The organism is Micromonospora globispora, assembly GCF_003857015.1.
In the GTDB taxonomy this organism is placed as follows: Bacteria; Actinomycetota; Actinomycetes; order Mycobacteriales; family Micromonosporaceae; genus Micromonospora; species Micromonospora globispora.
This window is the reverse complement of record NZ_QGGF01000689.1, coordinates 1-18,803: the sequence shown is the minus strand read 5'-3', so window position 1 is coordinate 18,803 and position 18,803 is coordinate 1. Positions and strand designations below refer to the sequence as shown.

Annotated in this window: 22 protein-coding genes; 12 read left to right on the top strand and 10 right to left on the bottom strand. The window is 71.7% G+C overall.

The annotated features are described in order from the left end of the window. Positions 1 to 94: 94 nt before the first annotated feature. A complete protein-coding gene (locus DKL51_RS32195) occupies positions 95 to 2,260 on the top strand; it encodes an APC family permease (protein ID WP_109943590.1) in 2,166 nt (721 codons plus the stop codon). A 3-nt stretch (positions 2,261 to 2,263) separates the two neighbouring features. Here the strand turns inward: DKL51_RS32195 and DKL51_RS32190 are convergent, their stop codons facing one another. Together DKL51_RS32190 and DKL51_RS32185 are read right to left on the bottom strand one after the other, a co-directional pair. Then, positions 2,264 to 2,545 (bottom strand): DUF1330 domain-containing protein, encoded by a 282-nt coding sequence (locus DKL51_RS32190; protein WP_109943589.1) that lies wholly within the window; start codon positions 2,543 to 2,545, stop codon positions 2,264 to 2,266. Further along, positions 2,542 to 3,366 (bottom strand): SDR family NAD(P)-dependent oxidoreductase, encoded by an 825-nt coding sequence (locus DKL51_RS32185; protein ID WP_109943588.1) that lies wholly within the window; start codon positions 3,364 to 3,366, stop codon positions 2,542 to 2,544. The genes DKL51_RS32190 and DKL51_RS32185 overlap by 4 nt, the downstream gene beginning before the upstream one ends. Positions 3,367 to 3,494: 128 nt before the next feature. On the opposite strand from DKL51_RS32185, the gene DKL51_RS32180 reads away from it, so the two are divergent. After that, positions 3,495 to 4,451, top strand: coding sequence for an HpcH/HpaI aldolase/citrate lyase family protein (locus DKL51_RS32180; RefSeq protein WP_109943587.1), 957 nt, complete (start codon positions 3,495 to 3,497; stop codon positions 4,449 to 4,451). A 65-nt stretch (positions 4,452 to 4,516) separates the two neighbouring features. On the opposite strand, the gene DKL51_RS32175 is transcribed toward DKL51_RS32180, so the two are convergent. Beyond that, positions 4,517 to 5,044, bottom strand: a complete 528-nt coding sequence (locus tag DKL51_RS32175; RefSeq protein ID WP_109943592.1) for a DUF4190 domain-containing protein — start codon at positions 5,042 to 5,044, stop codon at positions 4,517 to 4,519. Between the two features lie 119 nt (positions 5,045 to 5,163). Here DKL51_RS32175 and DKL51_RS32170 point away from each other — a divergent pair, with 119 nt between their 5' ends. Then, on the top strand, positions 5,164 to 6,051 hold the full coding sequence (locus DKL51_RS32170) for an SDR family NAD(P)-dependent oxidoreductase (protein ID WP_109943586.1): 888 nt from the start codon (positions 5,164 to 5,166) through the stop codon (positions 6,049 to 6,051). A 32-nt stretch (positions 6,052 to 6,083) separates the two neighbouring features. Here DKL51_RS32170 and DKL51_RS32165 read toward each other — a convergent pair whose 3' ends face one another. Further along, positions 6,084 to 6,488 carry a DUF4190 domain-containing protein gene (locus DKL51_RS32165; protein ID WP_109943585.1) on the bottom strand — a complete coding sequence of 135 codons (405 nt, stop codon included), beginning with the start codon at positions 6,486 to 6,488 and terminating at the stop codon, positions 6,084 to 6,086. A gap of 179 nt (positions 6,489 to 6,667) precedes the next feature. Between DKL51_RS32165 and DKL51_RS32160 the strand changes: the two genes are divergently transcribed. Next, positions 6,668 to 7,864 carry an acyl-CoA dehydrogenase family protein gene (locus DKL51_RS32160; RefSeq protein ID WP_109943584.1) on the top strand — a complete coding sequence of 399 codons (1,197 nt, stop codon included), beginning with the start codon at positions 6,668 to 6,670 and terminating at the stop codon, positions 7,862 to 7,864. Positions 7,865 to 8,060: 196 nt separating this feature from the next. Here the strand turns inward: DKL51_RS32160 and DKL51_RS32155 are convergent, their stop codons facing one another. The 3 genes from DKL51_RS32155 to DKL51_RS32145 are packed head-to-tail and all read right to left on the bottom strand — an operon-like array spanning position 8,061 to position 11,349. After that, the gene (locus tag DKL51_RS32155; RefSeq protein WP_109943583.1) at positions 8,061 to 8,468 is read right to left on the bottom strand and encodes a CoA-binding protein; all 408 of its coding nucleotides are present in this window, start codon (positions 8,466 to 8,468) and stop codon (positions 8,061 to 8,063) included. A 9-nt stretch (positions 8,469 to 8,477) separates the two neighbouring features. Then, positions 8,478 to 9,236 carry a hypothetical protein gene (locus DKL51_RS32150; protein WP_109943582.1) on the bottom strand — a complete coding sequence of 253 codons (759 nt, stop codon included), beginning with the start codon at positions 9,234 to 9,236 and terminating at the stop codon, positions 8,478 to 8,480. Between the two features lie 43 nt (positions 9,237 to 9,279). Then, positions 9,280 to 11,349 carry an intein-containing Rv2578c family radical SAM protein gene (locus DKL51_RS32145; RefSeq protein WP_109943581.1) on the bottom strand — a complete coding sequence of 690 codons (2,070 nt, stop codon included), beginning with the start codon at positions 11,347 to 11,349 and terminating at the stop codon, positions 9,280 to 9,282. A 91-nt stretch (positions 11,350 to 11,440) separates the two neighbouring features. On the opposite strand from DKL51_RS32145, the gene DKL51_RS32140 reads away from it, so the two are divergent. Then, on the top strand, positions 11,441 to 11,860 hold the full coding sequence (locus tag DKL51_RS32140) for a thiol-disulfide oxidoreductase DCC family protein (protein ID WP_109943580.1): 420 nt from the start codon (positions 11,441 to 11,443) through the stop codon (positions 11,858 to 11,860). Between the two features lie 102 nt (positions 11,861 to 11,962). Here DKL51_RS32140 and DKL51_RS32135 read toward each other — a convergent pair whose 3' ends face one another. From DKL51_RS32135 to trxA, 3 genes are all read right to left on the bottom strand, one after another. Continuing rightward, on the bottom strand, positions 11,963 to 12,859 hold the full coding sequence (locus tag DKL51_RS32135) for an HTTM domain-containing protein (protein WP_109943579.1): 897 nt from the start codon (positions 12,857 to 12,859) through the stop codon (positions 11,963 to 11,965). After that, positions 12,856 to 13,296, bottom strand: coding sequence for a hypothetical protein (locus DKL51_RS32130; protein ID WP_109943578.1), 441 nt, complete (start codon positions 13,294 to 13,296; stop codon positions 12,856 to 12,858). Before DKL51_RS32130 ends, DKL51_RS32135 begins: the two co-directional genes overlap by 4 nt. 173 nt (positions 13,297 to 13,469) lie before the next feature. Then, entirely contained in the window at positions 13,470 to 13,832 is a 363-nt protein-coding gene (gene trxA, locus DKL51_RS32125; protein WP_109943577.1) for a thioredoxin, read from the bottom strand. A gap of 545 nt (positions 13,833 to 14,377) precedes the next feature. Here trxA and DKL51_RS32120 point away from each other — a divergent pair. The 7 genes from DKL51_RS32120 to DKL51_RS32095 all read left to right on the top strand — a co-directional run. Further along, positions 14,378 to 14,893, top strand: coding sequence for a MaoC family dehydratase (locus tag DKL51_RS32120; RefSeq protein ID WP_109943576.1), 516 nt, complete (start codon positions 14,378 to 14,380; stop codon positions 14,891 to 14,893). Positions 14,894 to 14,990: 97 nt separating this feature from the next. Further along, positions 14,991 to 15,479: a hypothetical protein gene (locus DKL51_RS32115; RefSeq protein WP_109943591.1), complete on the top strand. Its 489-nt coding sequence runs from the start codon at positions 14,991 to 14,993 to the stop codon at positions 15,477 to 15,479. Between the two features lie 53 nt (positions 15,480 to 15,532). Then, a complete protein-coding gene (locus DKL51_RS32110) occupies positions 15,533 to 16,156 on the top strand; it encodes a TrmH family RNA methyltransferase (RefSeq protein WP_109943575.1) in 624 nt (207 codons plus the stop codon). Between the two features lie 39 nt (positions 16,157 to 16,195). Beyond that, a complete protein-coding gene (locus DKL51_RS32105; protein WP_311768100.1) occupies positions 16,196 to 16,915 on the top strand; it encodes a DUF6758 family protein in 720 nt (239 codons plus the stop codon). Between the two features lie 118 nt (positions 16,916 to 17,033). Then, a complete protein-coding gene (locus DKL51_RS35425) occupies positions 17,034 to 17,192 on the top strand; it encodes a hypothetical protein (protein WP_165823053.1) in 159 nt (52 codons plus the stop codon). Positions 17,193 to 17,198: 6 nt separating this feature from the next. Beyond that, positions 17,199 to 18,074 carry a PH domain-containing protein gene (locus DKL51_RS32100; RefSeq protein ID WP_109943573.1) on the top strand — a complete coding sequence of 292 codons (876 nt, stop codon included), beginning with the start codon at positions 17,199 to 17,201 and terminating at the stop codon, positions 18,072 to 18,074. Between the two features lie 102 nt (positions 18,075 to 18,176). Next, positions 18,177 to 18,803 (top strand): SigE family RNA polymerase sigma factor (locus DKL51_RS32095; protein ID WP_260428753.1); only part of this gene is annotated, 627 nt, incomplete at its 3' end.

Below are 18,803 nucleotides of genomic sequence, written 5' to 3'. Positions count from 1 at the left end.
CGCCGACTGACCAGCCCGCACTTTCCCGGCAAGTGTGCGCATTCCCCACCGGGCGAGGCTGCTTTCCGTGAAAGTGCGGAGGGAGGAGGTGGGGATGGGACGGCGGAGCGGAGGCGACGACGCGGCGGAGCGCGGCACCGTCGTCACCCCGTCGGCGGAGTTCCCCGCGCTGTCCCCGGAGGAGTTGGCGGCGCTGGGGCGGATCGGGGAGCGCTGGCGCAGCCCTGCCCGCCCCGGCCAGGAGCTGCCCGTTGACCCGACCCTGGGCCGCAGCCGTCGCGGACCGGCGCCCAGCCGCTTCGGCCGGCTGGCGCCGATCGAGATGTTCACCGTCGAGGAGCCGGACGAGCTGTGCGCCACCGAGCCGGCCCACGCACCCCGCACCCGGCTGGGGCGGGGGCTCGGGCGGCTCCGCCGGGCGGTCATCGGGCCGCCGTTGAGCAGCGCCGCCGTGCTCTACGAGCGGATGCGCAAACTGGTCGCCCTGCCGATCCTCTCCTCGGACCTGCTCAGCTCGGTGGCGTACGGGCCGGAGGCGATGCTCACCGTGCTGGTGCTGGGCGGCAGCGGCGCGCTCGGGCTCTCCCTGCCGCTGGCCGTCCTGTTGGTCGTGCTGATGATCGCGGTGGGGGCGTCGTACCGGCAGACCATCCCGGCGTACCCGCACGGGGCCGGGTCGTACATCGTGGCCGGCGACAACCTGGGCCGGACGCCGGGGCTCGCGGCGGCGGCCGGGCTGATGCTCGACTACGTGCTGACCGTGTCGGTGTCGGTGGCGGCCGGGGTGCACGCGGTCACCTCGGCGCTGCCCGGGCTGCGACCGGTGACCGTGCCGCTCGGGGTGCTGGTGATCGCCGTGCTGCTCGCCGGGAACCTGCGCGGCGTCCGTACCGCCGGCAACATCTTCGTGCTGCCCACGTACGCCTTCGTGGTCGCCGTCCTCGCGGTGCTGGTGGTCGGCTACCTGCGCGCGGCGGGCCGGGGCTTCGCGCCGGTGCCGCCGCCGCAGGTGCCGGCCGCGGAAGGGCTCGGGCTGCTGCTGATCCTGCGCGCCTTCGCCTCCGGCGCGGTGTCGATGACCGGCATCGAGGCGGTGTCGAACGCGGTGCCCGCGTTCCGGCCCACCGAGTGGCGCAACGCCCGCACCACCCTCGGCTGGATGGTCGGGATGCTGGTGGTGGTCTTCGCCGGGCTGATCGTCCTGATCCATCTGAACGGCCTGGTGCCCCGGCCGGGGGAGACGATCCTCTCCCAGCTCGGCCGGCTCACCTTCCCCTCCGGCCCCTGGTACGGGCTGCTCCAGGCCGCCACCGCGCTGATCCTGCTGCTGGCCGCGAACACCGCCTTCAACGACTTCCCCCGGTTGCTCTTCTTCATGGCCCGGGACGGCCACGCCCCCCGCCGCTTCCTGCACATGGGGGACCGGCTGGCGTTCAGCAACGGCCTGGTCGCGCTGGCCACCGTGGCGGCGCTCATCTTCGTCGCCTTCGGCGGGCGGACCGAGTCGCTGATCCCGCTCTACGCGGTCGGCGTGTTCCTCGCGTTCACCCTCTCCCAGGCCGGGATGGTGGTGCACTGGCGCCGCCGGCGCGGCGCGGGCTGGCGGTACCGGCTGATCCTCAACGCGACCGGCGCCACCCTCTCCGCGCTGGTGCTGCTGACGGCCGCGGTGGCGAAGTTCGCCGAGGGCGCCTGGGTGGTCGTGGTCGCGGTGCCGCTGCTGGTGTTCGTCTTCGACCGGATCCACCGGCACTACGCCACGCTGCACCGGGCGCTGGCGCTGCACCCGCCGCCGGCGGGTGCCGGGGCCGCACAGCGCCCGCCGCCCGCCGAGGGCCAGGAACTTCCCCAGCAGGTCCGCCACCTGGTGATCGTGCCGGTCGCCCGGCTGAACCTGGCCTCGCTGCGCGCCCTGGCGTACGCGGCGTCGCTGGGGCAGCCGACGCTGGCCGTGCACATCGCTCCGGAGGACGAGGAGGCGGACCGGTTCCGGGAGGAGTGGCGGGCGTGGGGCGACCACGTGCGGCTGGAGATCATCGTGTCGCCGTACCGGGCGGTGACCGGGCCGCTGGCGCACTACCTGGATGCGCTGCACGCCTCCCGGCCGGAGCTGACGCTGACCGTGATCGTGCCCGAGGTGGTGCTCCGCCGCCGCTGGCACCGCCCCCTGCACAGCCGGGTCGACCAGCGGCTGCGCACCGCCCTGCGGGCGCTGCCGGGGGTGGTGGTCACCAGCGTCCCGGTGCACCTGTCCGAGTGAGGCTCAGGCGTCGTGCACTTCCAGCACCCGGCCGGTCGGTGCGGCGTCGCCGAGGGCGGCGCGCAGCTCAGCCCGCTCCGGGTCGGCCAGGAACCCCTCGTACCCCTCCCGGGAGGCGAACCGAATCACGTGGACCTCGGTCCGCCCGTCGCCGGTACGCAGCCGTCGCTCCAGCCGTCCGCCGTGCCGTCCGAGCAGGGCGAGCACCTGGTCCTCGTACCGCTGACCGGCCTCGACGTCGTCGGCGGTCAGCTCGACCAGCGCGACCAGGAGCAGCTCGCTCACCCGTGGATGCCGACGGCCTTGGCGCTGGCCGTCCAGAGCCGGGCGGCGAGCTGCGGGTCGGCGGCCTTGCGCAGCGGCCGGTGCAGCCGCCGGTCGTGGTAGTAGGCCCCGTCGACCAGCCGGGACGGGTCCTGGTTGGCCAGCCAGACGAGTGTCTCCGCGCCCTTCTCCGGGCTGCGGAACGGCAGCAGCCGCATGCCCAGGGCGACCAGGCGGCTCTCGTTGCCGAACCGGGTCCGCACCACCCCCGGGTGGAAGCAGTACCCCGGCACGTCCGGCCAGCGCCGGGCCGCCTCGGCGGTGAAGAGGATGTTCGCCTGCTTGCTGGTGCCGTACGCGCGCATCGGGCGGTAGCGACGCAGCGCAGCGTTCAGGTCGTCCGGGTCCAGGGCGCCGCTGCGGTGCGCGCCCGAGGCGGTCACCACCATCCGGCCGATCCGGTCCCGGAGCAGGTTGCTGAGCAGGAACGGGGCCAGGTGGTTGGCCTGCATGCTGAGCTCGAAGCCGTCGACCGTGGTGACCGACTGGAGGACGATCGCGCCGGCGTTGTTGGCGAGCACGTCGATCCGGTCGTAGGCCCCGCGCAACTGCTCGGCGAGCCGGCGGACGTCGTCGAGGACGGCGAAGTCGGCCCGGAAGAGTTCGGGGCGCTCGCCGCTGGACTCGCGGACCCGCTCCCCGGCGGCCTGCAGCCGGCCGGGGTCCCGGCCGACCAGTACCACCTGGTCACCCCGGCGGGCCAGGTCGACGGCGGCGGCCAGTCCGATGCCGGAGCTGCCGCCCGTCACCACCACGGTCCGACGCCCAGTGAGATCTTCCACAGGTCCATTCACCCCGGTCACGGCACGAGGTTACCGTGGCGTCACAACGCCCTTTGGGATCGTTAAGTTCTCGGATTTCATTTCAGGTGGCGTCGGCGTGTCCGCCGGACGCTGGAAGGAGCGCATCCATGGCCGCTGTCGGTCGCCCCCGCCGGTCCTGCCTCGCGGTACCCGGCTCCAGCGTCAAGATGCTCGGCAAGGCTCAGGGCCTGCCGGCCGACCAGGTCTTCCTCGACCTGGAGGACGCCGTCGCCCCGCTGGCCAAGCCGGACGCCCGCAAGAACATCGTCGCCGCGCTGAACGAGGGCGACTGGACCGGCAAGACCCGGGTGGTCCGGGTGAACGACCTGACCACCCCGTGGACCTACCGGGACGTCATCGAGGTGGTCGAGGGCGCCGGCGCCAACCTGGACTGCATCATGCTGCCGAAGGTGCAGAACGCCGCCCAGGTGCAGTGGCTGGACATGACGCTCACCCAGATCGAGAAGACCCTCGGCCTGGAGGTGGGCCGGATCGGCATCGAGGCGCAGATCGAGAACGCCGCCGGTCTGGTCAACGTCGACGCGATCGCGGCCGCCTCGCCCCGGGTGGAGACCATCATCTTCGGCCCGGCCGACTTCATGGCCTCGATCAACATGAAGTCGCTGGTGGTCGGCGCGCTCATCCCGGACTACCCGGGCGACCCGTACCACTACATCCTGATGCGGATCCTGATGGCCGCCCGGATGCACGACAAGCAGGCCATCGACGGCCCGTTCCTGCAGATCCGGGACGTGGACGCGTTCCGCGAGGTGGCGAAGCGCTCGGCGGCGCTCGGGTTCGACGGCAAGTGGGTGCTGCACCCGGGTCAGATCGACGCGGCGAACGAGGTCTACTCGCCGGCCCAGCAGGACTACGACCACGCGGAGCTGATCCTCGACGCGTACGACTACTACACCTCGGAGGCCGGCGGGAAGCTCGGCGCGGTGATGCTGGGCGACGAGATGATCGACGAGGCGTCCCGGAAGATGGCCCTGGTGGTCGCCGCCAAGGGGCGCGCGGCCGGGATGACCCGCACGTCCAGCTTCACCCCGCCGTCGGAGTGACGACAGCGCCGCCCCGCCGGGCGGTGTGACGGGCCGTCCCGGACGACCGGGACGGCCCGTCGCCGTCAGTAGCCGCTGTTGTCGAAGCTGGACGTAGGCTGCTTCGACAGCCAGACGAAGAAGATCACGAGGGCGATGGTCGCCAGCACCGCGATCGCCGTGGAGATCCAACCGACGATGATGCCGGCCATCGCGAAGCCCTCGCCGCTCTCGCCGCGCTCCCGGATCTGCTTCCGCGACACGTGGCCGAGGATCGCGCCGGCGACGCCGATGTAACCGCCGAGGCCGTAGCCGCAGAGACCGAGCGCACCGACGATCGAGACGACCATCGCGGCGATGGCCAGGCCGTTCTGGGGCGGGCTGGGCTGGTAGCCGGGCATTGGGTACCCCGGTGGCGGGTAACCGCCGGCCGCGTACGGGCCCGCCGTGGGCTGCGCAAAGTCGAACTGGTAGCCGGCGTACGGGTCGGCGGGGCCGGCCTGGGCGGGGACCGGGTTGCCGCCGATCGGGAGGGTCGGGTCGGCCGGCGGGGTGGACTGCTGGCCGGGCGCGGAGGGGTCGTGCCAACCACCGGACGGCGGGGGATAGCTCATCAGGGTCATCTCCGTTACATGCGGGTGCGCCGTCAGGGTAGTCAGGGTCAGGCAAATCGGAGGATCCGCTTTCCGGGTGCCGCGTTGCCCGGGCGGCCCCGGCGGGGCAGGATCTCGGCATGGCACTTGACGCGCGCGGTGGCCGAGCGAGACGGGACGTGAGCCGTCCGGGGCTGGCCCGGCGTAGCCGCGGCCCCGTTCCGACCCAGTCCGACCAGGATCAGCCGGCATCGCTGCCGGAGCCGGTCACCATGCGCCTCGACGGCAAGGTCGCGCTGGTCACCGGCGCGGGCAGCCCGGACGGCATCGGGTACGCCACCGCCCGCCGGCTGACCGATCTCGGCGCCCGGGTCGCCATCGTCTCCACCACCCGGCGGATCCACGAGCGGGCCGGCGAGCTGGGGGTGACCGGCTTCGTCGCCGACCTGACCGACGAGTCCGAGGTGGGTGCCCTCGCCGACGCGGTCGCCGAGCAGCTCGGCGATGTCGAGGTGCTGGTCAACAACGCGGGCCTGGCCAGCCGGGCGAGCCCGGAGGTGCTGCGCCCGGTGGCCCAGCTCAGTTACGACGAGTGGCGTGGCGAGATCGACCGGAACCTGACCACCGCGTTCCTGTGCAGCCGGGCGTTCATCAGCGGGATGGCGGAGCGCGGCTGGGGCCGGATCGTCAACCTCGCCGCGACCGCCGGTCCGGTCAACGCCCTGCCCACCGAGGCCGCGTACGCGGCGGCGAAGGCGGGCGTCGTCGGGCTGACCCGGGCGCTGGCGATGGAGATGATCGCCGACGGGGTGACCGTCAACGCGGTCGCACCGGGCACCATCTACACCGCCGCATCCACGATGGCGGAGATCAAGCAGGGGTTGGGCACCCCGGTCGGCCGCCCCGGTACGCCCGACGAGGTGGCCGCGGCGATCGCCTTCCTCTGCTCGCCGGCCGCGTCGTACATCACCGGGCAGATGCTGGTGGTCGATGGTGGCAACAGCGTCCGGGAGGCGGAGTTCCGCTGACTCTCGGCGGCGGTCCCGCGGGCCAGACGGGGTCAGCCGTAGCCGCTGTCGCTGTTGTTGGCCCAGATGGCGATGCCGATCCAGCCGCAGCAGGCGATCAGCCCGATCGCGGTGAAGATGTAGCTGAGCACGAGCCCCCAGGTGGCGAGCTGGTCGCCCTCCTCGCCGGTCTGCCGGATCTGCCGCTTGGCCAGGTGCCCGCAGACGATGCCGGCCGGAGCGAAGACGAAGGCGAGCACCAGCGACAGGATCGCGAGCACATTCGGCCCGCCGCGTGGTGGCGGTCCCTGGCCGTACGGGCCGTAGGGCCCCTGCGGCGGGTACGGCGGCTGCTGCTGACCCCACTGCGGCTGCTGCTGCCCGTACGGCTGCCCGTAGGTCGGCGACTCGTACGGCGACGGCGGCTGCTCCGGCTCGCCCGGTGGTGGATTGGTCACGCCGTCCGCCCCTCCCGCCGCTGGTCAGCACCCCTCTCTCTTGCGGACGCTACCCGCAGCGGTGAACCTTTTCACAGCGGTTGTGTGGACTGGTCACCTTGGCCTCGCCGGTCGCGGGACCGATACTTACCCAGCGTTCAGTTACCCATGAGTAGTGCGCCGATCCCCCGGAGGCTGAGATGGCCCGACTCGCCCAGACGCCCGGCCTGACCGACGTGCAGCGGTCGATCCTGGAAACCGTCCGGGAGTTCGCCGACAAGGAGATCATTCCGCACGCCCAACGGCTGGAGCACGCCGACGAATACCCCACCGACATCCTCGACGGGATGCGCGAGATGGGCCTCTTCGGCCTCACCATCGACGAGGAGTTCGGCGGGCTCGGCGAGTCCCTGCTGACGTACGCCCTGGTGGTCGAGGAGCTGTCCCGGGGCTGGATGTCGATCTCCGGCATCGTCAACACCCACTTCATCGTGGCGTACCTGATCTCCCAGCACGGCTCCGCCGAGCAGAAGGCCCGGCTGCTGCCGAGGATGGCCACCGGCGAGGTACGCGGCGCCTTCTCGATGTCCGAGCCGGAGTGCGGTTCCGACGTCTCGGCGATCAAGTCGAAGGCGGTTCGCAACGGCGACAACTACGTCATCAATGGCCAGAAGATGTGGCTGACCAACGGGGCGTACTCCTCGGTGGTGGCCACCCTGGTCAAGACCGACACCGGCGCCGACTCGGTCTACGGCAACATGAGCACCTTCCTGCTGGAGAAGGAGCCCGGCTTCGGCGAGACCGCGCCCGGCCTGACCATCCCCGGCAAGATCGACAAGATGGGCTACAAGGGCGTCGAGACCACCGAGATGGTGCTCGACGGCGTGACCGTGCCCGAGTCCGCGATCCTCGGCGGCGCCGACAAGCTCGGCCGCGGCTTCTACCAGATGATGGACGGCATCGAGGTCGGCCGGGTCAACGTCGCCGCCCGCGCCTGCGGCATCTCCATCCGCGCCTTCGAGCTCGCCGTCGCGTACGCCCAGCAGCGGCGCACCTTCGGTCAGCCGCTCGCCAAGCACCAGGCCATCGCGTTCAAGCTCGCCGAGATGGGCACCAAGATCGAGGCGGCCCATTCGCTGATGGTCAACGCCGCCCGGCTCAAGGACGCCGGCCAGCGCAACGACGTCGAGGCCGGCATGGCCAAGCTGCTCGCCTCCGAGTACTGCGCCGAGGTCGTCCAGGAGGCGTTCCGCATCCACGGCGGCTACGGCTACTCCAAGGAGTACGAGATCGAGCGGCTGATGCGGGAGGCGCCGTTCCTGCTCATCGGCGAGGGCACCTCGGAGATCCAGAAGACCATCATCTCCCGCGGCCTCCTCAAGGAGTACAAGCTCTGACCGGTGCGCCGGTCACCCGCCGGCCGGCTCGACCGCCGGCGCGGTGACCGGCAGCCCGACCGCCAGCAGCTCCGATCGGGTGCGGAAATAGTCGCGCGCGGCCGGGTGGCGGGACAGCGGGGTTGCCGCCGGAACCGTACGGTACCGCCGTGCTCAGCCTGCTCCGCCGTTCCGTGCTCCCGCCCCTGCTGCGCGGTCAGCCGCGCCGGCTGAGCCCGCCCGCGGCCCGCTCGATGATCAGGCAGCGGTCCTCGACGTAGTCGATTCCCGCCTCCTCGGCGATCCGCCGCGCCTCCGCCGAGACGATCCCGAGCTGCAACCACACCGCCGGCGCGCCGATCGCCACCGCCTGCCGGACCACATCCACCGCGTCCCGCGCGGGACGGAACACGTCGACCAGGTCGACCGGGTGCGGGATGTCGGCCAGCGACGGGTACGCCTTCTCGCCGAAGAGCTCGTCCACCGTGGGGTTCACCGGGATGATCCGCCAGCCGTGGCGCTGCATCTCCAACGGCACGCGGTGCGCGGCCTTACCCGGGTCACGGGACGCACCCACGACGGCGATCACGGCGGAGTCGGCGAGGATCTGCTGGGCTGAGCGCATCCGCCGAGCCTAACCCCGATGGCGGCGCTCGGCCCGCCGAGCGCGGGCGACCCGGCGCTGCAGCCGGGCCAGTTCCAGCGCCGTGCCGATCCTGTCCCTCGCCAGGGAACTGGCGAGGTACCGATGTACGGCGGTGCGGACCGCCAGCTCGCTCGCCACCACGTCCCGGACCGGCAGCCAGATTTGCCGCCGGGTCGGCCAGCCGCCGCGCCGGACCAGCTCCGGTCGCGCCACCGGCAGCTCCAGCAATCCCTGCCACGACGAGTCCCACCGCCAGGGCGTCTCGAGGGCGGCCCATGGCACGTCGACCTGAAGGGCCGGACGGCCGTAGGAGACACCCTCCGGAGTGAGCACGAGCATCGGAACCCGTCGGAAGAGCAGCACCACCAGCGTCAGCGCCAGCGCCGCCCCGAGCACCGTGAGGACGGCGATATCCGGATCATGGGCCGCGCGGCCCGCTTCCAGCGGCACCAGGTACGCGAGCACCCCAACCACCACGACGGCCAGGTGCGGGCGGCGGCGGGGCGGCGCGAAGAACGCCCGCTCCCGCTCGTCCCGCCGGAAATCGTCCGTTCCCCCCGGGCGCCACCGTTCGACCAGAGTGGCGGCGACGAGGAGGGCGATCGGCGTGTGGACGAGCAGGCTCAGGGGTGGACGGCCGTGCCGGAGCCAGGGGGCGACCCAGCGGGCCCACGCGAGGCCCCCGCACAAGGCGGCCGCAGTTGCGACACGTTGCCGGCGCAGCGCGGCGGCGATGATCTTCCGCACGGCGAGGAGCCTAGATCTGACCGGTCAGCCGTGGGCCGTGTCGCTACAGAAGAGACAGCTGCTCGGCGGCCGACGACGGGGGTACCGGTGCCGGCTGCCGCCGGTTGTCGCCGACCTCGCTTCGCTGCAGTCCGTACCGGCGGGCAGCGATGCGCACCCGCGCGGTCAGCTCCCGCTGGTACGCCTGCGGCGCGTACGCCCCGGACTGGTAGAGCTGGCGGTAGCGGGGGACCAGGTGCGGGTACTCCCGCGCCAGCCATTGCGCGTACCACTCGCGGGCGCCGGGGCGCAGGTGCAGGGCCATCGGCGTCACGCTGCTCGCTCCGGCGGCGGCGATCGCCGAGACCGTGGTGTCGATCGACCCGTCGTCGTCGCTGAGCCCGGGCAGGATCGGGGCCATCAGCACCCCTACCTCGAACCCGGCGTCGGTCAGTTGACGGACCGCGTCCAGCCGCCGCCGCGGGCTGGGCGTGCCCGGTTCGACCGTGCGCCACAGCTGCTCGTCGACGAAGCCCACCGAGTAGGAGAGGCCGACCCGGGTCACCTCGGCGGCCTGACGCAGCAGTGGCAGGTCGCGCAGGATCAGCGTCCCCTTGGTCAGGATCGAGAACGGGTTGGCGAAGTCGCGCAGCGCCTCGATGATCGGCGGCATGAGCCGGTATCGGCCCTCGGCCCGCTGGTAGCAGTCCACATTGGTGCCCATGGCGACGTGCGCGCCGCGCCAGCGCGGAGCGGCCAGCTCCCGGCGGACCAGTTCGCCGGCGTTGACCTTGACGATCACCTTGCGGTCGAAGTCCGCCCCGGCATCGAGATCCAGGTAGGTGTGGGTGTTCCGGGCAAAGCAGTTGTGGCTGACCACGCCGTTGGCGATGAAGTCGCCCGTGCCGGTGGTGATGTCCCAGAGGGGAAGCTCCAGCCCGAGCGACTCGATGCCGACTACCCGCAGCGTGGCCTCGCACTTCAGCGCCGCGCCCTCGATGGACCGCTTGCGGGTGATGGCCGGATCGGTGAGGTGGAAGAAGCGCAGCCGGGCGGGGAGGCCACCGGTCAGCCGGATCTCCCGTACCCGGTCGGGGTGGCCGGGATCCTCCAGCACCCAGGTGAACCCGAAACGGGTCAACGCGGAGCAGGTCTGGTCGAGTATGTCGTCGTCGCTGTTGCTGATCCGGAAGACGCCGCGGCTGCAACTCCCCTCAGCGTCGAAGATGCCGGCGAGGAAGCCCAGCCGCCAGTCGTCGCTGGGCTGCTCCGGCCATCGGATCAGCTCGGTGATGGCCTCGATGTCGCACTGCTTCGAGGTGCGGATGGCGGTGATCGCGCGTCTGGTCGCGCTGACCGGCGCGAAGGAGAAGCGCTGCGTCGTGATGCCCGCGTGGGCGAGGAACCGTTCGGTGCGGCGCAGCGCCTCGTCGTCGGCCAGGGCCAACCGGAACCGGTGCACCTTTCCCTGCGGGTACGAATAGGTGCCGAGGTGGGCGTCGCCCCGGACCATCCCGCAGAGGTAGCCCCGGCGGTAGTCGGGAGAGTCCTTCGGCGCAGTGGCGAAGCGGCCGGTGCCGATCAGTCTGTTGTTGAGTGTCAGGTAGGGGCGCTGCTTCGCGCCGTTCATCGCGCCGGTGACGTACTTCCAGCCCCGGTTGGAGAGGAAGCGGTGGTCGCCACTGGTGATCAGGGTGGTGCCGTCGGCGAGGGTGACCCGGTAGGCCGGCTTCACCGTCGACCACTTGTCGAGGACGGTGGTCACGACGTATCGCCGGTAGGCGCCGCGCCGCTCGGTGCCGTAGATCCGGTCGCCTGGCTCCAGTTCACTGATCGGCTTGGTGCGGCCGTCCGCCATCAGGATTGGTGTGTCGCCCGAAATGCAATAGCGGCACGCATGCGAGCAGCCACGGTACGGGTTGATCGTCCACTCGAACGGGACGCGGGACGTGCCCGGCACCCGGTTGATGATCGACTTGGCCTGCACCTCGTAGAAGGTCATCCCGGCGAAGCCCGGGGTGTCGAACGTGCGGGCGACAGCGCCGGGGAGCGCCAGCGGCAGGGGTGGAGTCGCTGGCGCTGCCCCGTCGGGAACCCCCTCGTCCGGGGGAGCGGAGAGGTTGTCCCAGCGCATGGACCCTATTCGAACATGCGTACGAAGGAAGCGCAAGTGACTCGCCGGACACCGGCGCCCGAAGCGCGCCGGACCGGGGGAGGATGGGTGCATGGAGACGTCGACGTTCGTCTACGACGGTGACTGCGCCTTCTGCACCCGCTGCGCAGAGTTCATCGAGCGCCGCATCCCGACCGGCGCCCGCGTGGTGCCCTGGCAGTTCGCCGACCTCGACGCGCTCGGGCTGACCGAAGCCGAGTGCGAGGAGGCGGTGCAGTGGGTCGGCGCCGACGGCTCCCGCGCGTCGGGCCCGGACGCGATCGCCAAGCTGCTCGGGGAGAGCGCGCCGCTCTGGCGGGTCGCCGGGGCCGGCCTGCGCATCTCGCCGGTCCGGGCGGCGGCCTGGCCGGCGTACCGCTGGGTGGCCCGCAACCGGCACCGGCTGCCCGGTGGCACCGCCGCCTGCTCACTGCCGCAGGAGGCACGCGAGCGACTGTACGGCCCGACGGGCCGCCCCACGTCCGGCTCCTGACCACGGCCGCGTGCCGGGTCGGCGACCTGGCGGTGTCCGCACTGTCGGAATGCCGGCACCTCGGAATTCGCCAGCTGGGGCCCGGCTGCCGGGTGTCTGCCCTTACGGCATCGCGGGGCCGACCGCCGGCTCGGGCCCGGCGAGGGGAGTGGCCGGGGCGGCGTCATCGTCGCGGTGGCGTCTGACCAGCCGCCGCGCCCAGACCGCCGGGCGGGCCCGCTCCAGCGGCAGGAAGCTGGTCATCGCCACCAGGTGCGGGGCGAAGGAGATGGTGATCATCGCGATGGTCACCAGGTGGAACGAGTAGAAGAAGCCGACCATGGCCAGCCGCCACCGTTCCGGAAGGACGAACACGACCGGGCTGAGCAGCTCGAACGCGAGGATTCCGAACTGCGCCAGGATCAGCAGGTGGGGCACCTGGGCGATCAGGTCGGCCAGTTCGGTGCCGCGCCGGATGATCGCTCGGGCCAGCACCGACCCGGTGGCCCAGTCCAGGCCGCCGAAGCGCAGCTTCGACCAGGCGGCGAGGAAGTACGTGCAGATCACCGCGATCTGGGTGACCCGTAGCGCCCACCCGCCGGCCTCGGTCCGGGTGAGATCGCCGTGCCGGGCCCGGCCGGCGGTGGGGAGGGCGGCGAGCGCGACGAGCAGGCCGAACCGGTCGTGGTCAACCTTGCCGTAGCTCATCGCGATGATCATCCACTCGAGGTAGAGCGCGAAGACCGCCCAGCCGAGCAGCCGGGGCGCCCGGCCCGTCGCGGCGAGCAAGGCGAGCAGCAGCAGTGCCCAGAAGATCGCCCCGACCAGCGCGGGGGTGGGGGTCGGCAGGGGAAGCAGTCGGCCGATCAGCAACGGCTGGTACAGCTCGCCGGGCACGCCGACCCGGCTGCGTACCCATGGGGTGAAGACGACCAGGTCGCCGGCGACGAAGAGGTAGACCAGGGTGCGGAAGGCGGCGACCCGGCCTCGGGGGACGGCCTCGGTGAGCCAGCCGCTCATCGGGCGGCCTGCCAACGTACGGCGGTCTCGTCGGACCACCGGCCGGTCGGGCGGCCGCCCCGGATGTCGTACCAGCGGACGACGATGCGGACCTCCACCAGCTCGGGGGCGCCGGGGTGCCGTTCGGCGTACGCGTCGGCGACCTGCCGCAGCAGCGTCGGGTCGGCGGCGTAGCGGCCCTGCTGGCCCTCGATCTCCGCGCGGCGGATGCCGGTGGCGTCCTGGCCCAGTTCGACCACGGCGCCGGTGCGGTCCACCCCCTCCACCCGGGTGTCCGGGGCCGGCGCGTCCGGTGGGTCCGAGGTGGAGTACATCCGGAACGGACCGAACGGAAAGTCGTCGTCGGTGCCCCGGACGGTGCCGACCAGGAGCAGCACGAAGCCGAGCGCGGTGGCGGTGAGCCGGACCGCGCGCCCACGCTTGCTCAAGGTCCCCATCGGCTGGTGACGATACGCGACGAGGGCACCGCTGAGGTGTCGTTTTGTCGTTCACACGTCGCTGGCCGGATCGCCGTCGGCGATGCCCGAGCGGTCGGCGTGGCGGGGCCCAGGAGACGACGACGGCCGGGCCCCCGAGCGGGGACCCGGCCGTCGCCGGAGCGGTGGGTGGATCAGTGCTTGTGTTCGGCCATCTGCTTGCGGACCTCGTCCATGTCGAGCTGCTCGACCTGCTCGATGAGGTTCTCCAGCGCGGACTCCGGCAGGGCGCCCGGCTGGTTGTAGACGATCACGCCGTCCTTGATCGCCATGATCGTCGGGATGGAGCTGATGTTGAACTTGACCGCCAGCTCCTGCTGCGCCTCGGTGTCGACCTTGCCGAAGGTGATGTCCGCGTGCTTCTCCGACGAGCGCTCGTAGACCGGGGCGAATCGCTTGCACGGGCCGCACCAGTCGGCCCAGAAGTCCAGCAGAACGATGCCGTCGCTCTCGGTCACCTCGTCGAAGTTGGCCGTGGTCAGCTCAACCGTTGCCATTGCACTCTCCGATCAGCGCGGATTGCCTACGTCCCGGTGAACCGGGGCGGACGCCCTTGAATTCCCGGGACGAGCGTGTCGAAACTCTCTGCAGCGCTCCGGTGACGCTCGGAGCCATCGAACTCAATCTGTCTCACCGATTGCGGGCCCATGCGTCTTGATGCGGTTTCGCGTGACGACGCGTGATGGGAGCGCTTCCAAAGAGATCACCTTGATGGCGTGCCACAAAATGGCAAGTTGCCGGTTGACAAGCGCCGATTCCACCTGGAGAGATCGCTCGCCAGACTCCCATGTGTGACTCTCCGTGATGTTACAAAAAGGTAAATGTGACGTCTGTCTCTGTCCGACGTGTGTGGCCGTAAGGCAGAATCTGTCGCATCAGAGCGTGGGCGGCGGGTGCCGGGGAGGGCCCCGCCGCTCATTGCGTCTTCCCCCGGATGCCGCCGGTGTGACATTTCCTCATCACCCGCGCCCCCGTCGTCGCCTTAACAAGCGGTAAGGCATGCTGTGCCGAACTCCATCGCCGCCCGTCGAAGGGGACAAGGATGCAGTTCGGCCGTTACTACGAGGAGTTCGAGGTCGGCGCGGTCTACCGGCACTGGCCGGGCAAGACGGTCACCGAGTACGACGATCACCTCTTTTGCCTGCTCACCATGAACCACCACCCGCTGCACATGGACGCCCACTACGCCGAGTCGGCGAGCCAGTTCAAGCGCAACGTCGTGGTCGGCAACTACATCTACTCGCTGCTCCTCGGCATGTCCGTGCCGGACGTCAGCGGCAAGGCGATCGCCAACCTGGAGATCGAGTCGCTGCGGCACGTCGCGCCGACCTTCCACGGCGACACCATCTACGGCGAGACGACGGTGCTCGACAAGCGGGAGTCCTCCTCCAAGCCGGACCGGGGTGTGGTCGCGGTGGAGACCCGCGGCTACAACCAGGACGGCACGCTGGTCTGCGTGTTCCGCCGCAAGGTCATGGTTCCGAAGAAGGAGTACGCGGCCGCCGCCGTCCCCGACGGCGTCGACCCGGAGCGGCCGAGCTTCCCCGAGCCGCGCTGACGCTGCCGTCGTCCGCGAAGGGCCCCTCGCCCCGCCGTTCCGGTGGGGTAGGGGCCCTTCCCCCTGTGCGGGGCATATGCTGACGCCGGAGGTCACCATGAGCCACTCCGTCGCCGGAGAGCCGCCCTCTGCCGGACGCCGTGCCGCACCGATGACCACCGCCGTCTACTCCGCGGCGGAGTGGGACCTGCTGACCGAGCTGCCGGGGCGGGTCCTCGTCGCCGCCGCCTCGCCCGGTCCCGGTCGTCCGCCCCGCGGGGTGAGTGCCGGGCTCGCCGGCCTGGACGCCGTGGCGGCCGGTCGAGCGTTCGACAGCGACCTGGTCCGCGCAGTGGTCTCCGCCATCTACGCCCGCCACGACGGAAGCTCGGCCCGGGACGAGCGCCTCACCGACCTGGTCGACCTGCTGGCCGCCTGCCGAGCGGCGGTACGGGTGCTCCAGCGGCGGGCCGACCCCGCCGACTCGGCGGCGTACCGCCAGTGGGTGGAGTCGGTGGCGGCCCGGGTCTGCCGGGCCTCCGCCGAGTCCAGCCCGGCCGACCACCGCTTCCTCGAGCGGCTCGGCGGTGCGCTGGCCCTGCGCTGAGCGGCGGGGTTGCGGCCGGGGTCGGCGCGACTGGGCCGTACCCTCTCAAGACCGTGACCGATGAGCAGCTCGACGTGGGCGTGGGGCCGTGGCCCGGCGACCCGCCGGACGACCCGCGGTACGACCCGGAGCTGCTCGCGGAGGGCGACCGGCGCAACGTGGTCGACCGCTACCGGTACTGGCGGCGGGAGGCGGTCGTCGCCGACCTTGACCGGCGCCGGCACGACTTCCACGTGGCGATCGAGAACTGGCAGCACGACTTCAACATCGGCACGGTGGTCCGCAACGCGAACGCCTTCCTCGCCGCCGAGGTCCACATCGTCGGCCGGCGCCGCTGGAACCGGCGGGGCGCCATGGTGACGGACCGTTACCAGCACGTCCGGCACCACCCGACGATCGAGGAGTTCGTCGACTGGGCCGCGGCCGAGCGCCTGCCGGTGGTCGGCATCGACAACCTGCCCGGCTCGCAGCCGCTGGAGACCACCACGTTGCCGCGGCGTTGCGTGCTGCTCTTCGGCCAGGAGGGTCCGGGCCTGTCGGACCCCGCCCGGGCCGCATGTGACCAGCTCTTCTCGATCGCCCAGTACGGCTCGACCCGCTCCATCAACGCCGGGGTGGCCAGCGGAATCGCGATGCACGCCTGGATCCGGACGCACGCCGGCCCGCCGCCCGACTGAATCGGGCCCGGTCCGCCCGCTCCGCTTGACGGGCCGCCGGTGCGGGGTGACGGTGAAGATGTGAGTGTCGCGGTGAGTTGTCCGAGGTGCGGGGGTCCGGTCCGGGAACCGGATCTGATGCACAGTGAGTCACGGTGCGTGCGTTGCGGGCCGGTGCCCCCGCTGCACGTGCCCGAGCACATCGGTGCCGAGATCGTGGCGAGCGTGGTGGAGCGGATCTCCGCCGACGCCGACCCGCCCGACCGGCCCGGCGTCCCGCTCTGGTGCCCCTGGCCGCTGCCGCCCGGATGGACCCTCACCGGGGTCGCCTGGGCCGGGGACGACCGGAGCGGTGTCCGGGCCACCGCGGTGGCCTGCGCCGGTCCGGCTCCGCTCGACGGTGGACCGGCCGACCTGCTGTTCGTGGCCGAGGAGCCGGGCGTCGGCCTGGGCAACCGCTTCGCCGGGATGCCCGGCCCGGACCCGGGACCGCAGCTCGCCGAGGCGCTGACCGATCCCGGCCCAGGTCACCCCGAACGCGTCGCGCACGCCAAGATCAGGGTGGGCGGTCATCCCACTCCACTGTGGCTGGTGAATTCGCCGACAGATCGAAGCGCGTACGCCGGCGAGGCTCGGGGTATGTGGCTTCATGCGATAGCCTGGCCGGCGAGTGCGGGTCACCTCCTCGCGGAAGAAGTCGTGCTGCACGACCTCACCGAGTGGACTCCGCCCGAACTCGTGTACGGCGCACCGTCCCCGTACCTGCACGGCAAGGCCTGACCGGCCCGCCGGGCCGGCTCGGGGAATGGATGCAGATATTCACTGTACGACACTGCACTGATACTCTGGGTACCCCCGCTGATAAAGGGGCCCGGCGCCGCGCGAGAGGATGGCCCACATGGTCAAGAAGCTCCTCACCTGGGCCCTGGTCGCATTCTTGATCTTCTTTATCGCGTACCGGCCCAACTCCGCCGCGGATGTCGCCAAGTCGCTCGGCGGCGGCATCATGGACATCGCCCAGGGCTTCGGCGACTTCTTCACCAGTCTCGTGGCCTAGCCGCCGATGGGAAGCCCCGGCGGTCCGCCCTTCGACCCCGACGACCCCGACCGGGAGCGCCGGGAGCGCGACACCGAGCCCATCCCCCGGATCGACCCCGACGAGGGTCCCGGCTTCGGCGCGGGGTCGGGCTACGGTGGCGGTCCCTCCCTTTCGGACGAGGCCTCCTTCGGCGACGGGCCGGGCTACGCCGGCGAGGGCCGCTCCGGCCGGGCCTGGATCCGTGACCCGGAGGCCGGTTACCAGCCGCCGCAGATCTCCGAGGACGAGCTGGCCGGGCTGCGTGCCGACGCCGCCGGCGCGCCGCCTCGCCGGGTGCTCCCACTGGAGGACGAGCCCAGCTCGCTGGTCGCCCGCTACCTCTTCCCCACCGAGCGGTACCGGGGCGAGTGGAAGCGGCACTGGATCCACCTCTCCACCCCGATCATCGTCGGCGTCGCGGCGACCTTCATCCTCGGTTACCTCTCCGGCTTCCTGGCCGGCCGGGACGTCGGGGCGCTGACCACCGTCGCGGTCCTGCTCTGGTTCGCGGTGATGGGCTGGGTCGCGTGGCGGGTCGCCGACTGGTGGTACGACCGCTTCATCCTCACCAACAAGCGGGTGATGGTGGTCAACGGCATCATCACCCGACGGGTCGCGATGATGCCCCTGGTCCGGGTCACCGACATGAAGTACGAGCAGACGCCGTCCGGCCGGGCGCTCAACTACGGCACCTTCGTGCTGGAGTCGGCCGGCCAGGAGCAGGCGCTCCGGGAGATCAAGAATCTGCCCAACCCGAATGAGCTCTACCTGCGCGTGGTGGAAGAGATGTACGAGCCGCAGGCCGTCGAGGCGCGGTTGGGCAAGGAGGCGGACGAGGCCAAGGCCGACGACGGTGCGTGAAGGTTTTCGTCCGAACATCGGATGAACTGCACACCATTTGCCGTCGACCCGACCCGGCCGGCCATGGCAGCCTGCCAGGGAGGACGGGCGTGGAGGTGAGTGGTGGCGAGCAGGGACCCGCTGGAGGAGGAGTTCCGCGAGTTCGTCGCTGCCCGCTCCGGTGCCCTGCTGCGCACCGCGTACCTGCTCGCCGGAGACTGGCCCACCGCCGAGGACCTGCTCCAGACTGCGCTGACCAAGACGTACCTGGCCTGGAAGCGGCACGGCGGGATCGAGGCCATCGAGCCGTACGCCCGCCGGGTCCTGGTCAACACCTCCACGAGCTGGTGGCGGCGCCGGTGGCACGGTGAACGGCCCACCGAGATCCTGCCGGAACGCCCCGGCGTCGACGAGATCGAACAGCAGCTCGACCGGGACGCCCTCTGGCGGCACCTGAGCGCGCTGCCCGCCCGGCAGCGCGCCGTGCTGGTGCTCCGCTTCTACGAGGACATGTCGGAGGCGCAGACCGCGGCACTGCTGGAGATCTCCCCGGGCACCGTCAAGAGCCAGACCTCGCGGGCGCTGAGCACCCTGCGTCGCCGGCTGGGTTCCGAGGCCGCCCTCGGCCTGCCGCCGGAGGAGGAGCCTGTGGCCCCGGCCCGGCCGGTCACGCGTACCCCGGCCCGTCCTCGACCGGTTGCCGAGCCGGCGGCGGCTCCGGTCCCACCGGCCCCGCGGCCGCCGGCGGTC

Excerpts from the sequence above, each read along its gene's own strand:
- DKL51_RS32100 (WP_109943573.1), top strand. The coding sequence starts at position 17,199 with ATGGGAAGCCCCGGCGGTCCGCCCTTCGACCCCGACGACCCCGACCGG.
- DKL51_RS32195 (WP_109943590.1), top strand. The coding sequence starts at position 95 with ATGGGACGGCGGAGCGGAGGCGACGACGCGGCGGAGCGCGGCACCGTC.
- DKL51_RS32115 (WP_109943591.1), top strand. The coding sequence starts at position 14,991 with ATGAGCCACTCCGTCGCCGGAGAGCCGCCCTCTGCCGGACGCCGTGCC.
- DKL51_RS32180 (WP_109943587.1), top strand. The coding sequence starts at position 3,495 with ATGGCCGCTGTCGGTCGCCCCCGCCGGTCCTGCCTCGCGGTACCCGGC.
- DKL51_RS32130 (WP_109943578.1), bottom strand. The coding sequence starts at position 13,296 with ATGGGGACCTTGAGCAAGCGTGGGCGCGCGGTCCGGCTCACCGCCACC.
- DKL51_RS32160 (WP_109943584.1), top strand. The coding sequence starts at position 6,668 with ATGGCCCGACTCGCCCAGACGCCCGGCCTGACCGACGTGCAGCGGTCG.
- trxA (WP_109943577.1), bottom strand. The coding sequence starts at position 13,832 with ATGGCAACGGTTGAGCTGACCACGGCCAACTTCGACGAGGTGACCGAG.
- DKL51_RS32140 (WP_109943580.1), top strand. The coding sequence starts at position 11,441 with ATGGAGACGTCGACGTTCGTCTACGACGGTGACTGCGCCTTCTGCACC.
- DKL51_RS32145 (WP_109943581.1), bottom strand. The coding sequence starts at position 11,349 with ATGCGCTGGGACAACCTCTCCGCTCCCCCGGACGAGGGGGTTCCCGAC.
- DKL51_RS32175 (WP_109943592.1), bottom strand. The coding sequence starts at position 5,044 with ATGAGCTATCCCCCGCCGTCCGGTGGTTGGCACGACCCCTCCGCGCCC.
- DKL51_RS32135 (WP_109943579.1), bottom strand. The coding sequence starts at position 12,859 with ATGAGCGGCTGGCTCACCGAGGCCGTCCCCCGAGGCCGGGTCGCCGCC.
- DKL51_RS35425 (WP_165823053.1), top strand. The coding sequence starts at position 17,034 with ATGGTCAAGAAGCTCCTCACCTGGGCCCTGGTCGCATTCTTGATCTTC.
- DKL51_RS32120 (WP_109943576.1), top strand. The coding sequence starts at position 14,378 with ATGCAGTTCGGCCGTTACTACGAGGAGTTCGAGGTCGGCGCGGTCTAC.
- DKL51_RS32155 (WP_109943583.1), bottom strand. The coding sequence starts at position 8,468 with ATGCGCTCAGCCCAGCAGATCCTCGCCGACTCCGCCGTGATCGCCGTC.
- DKL51_RS32170 (WP_109943586.1), top strand. The coding sequence starts at position 5,164 with ATGGCACTTGACGCGCGCGGTGGCCGAGCGAGACGGGACGTGAGCCGT.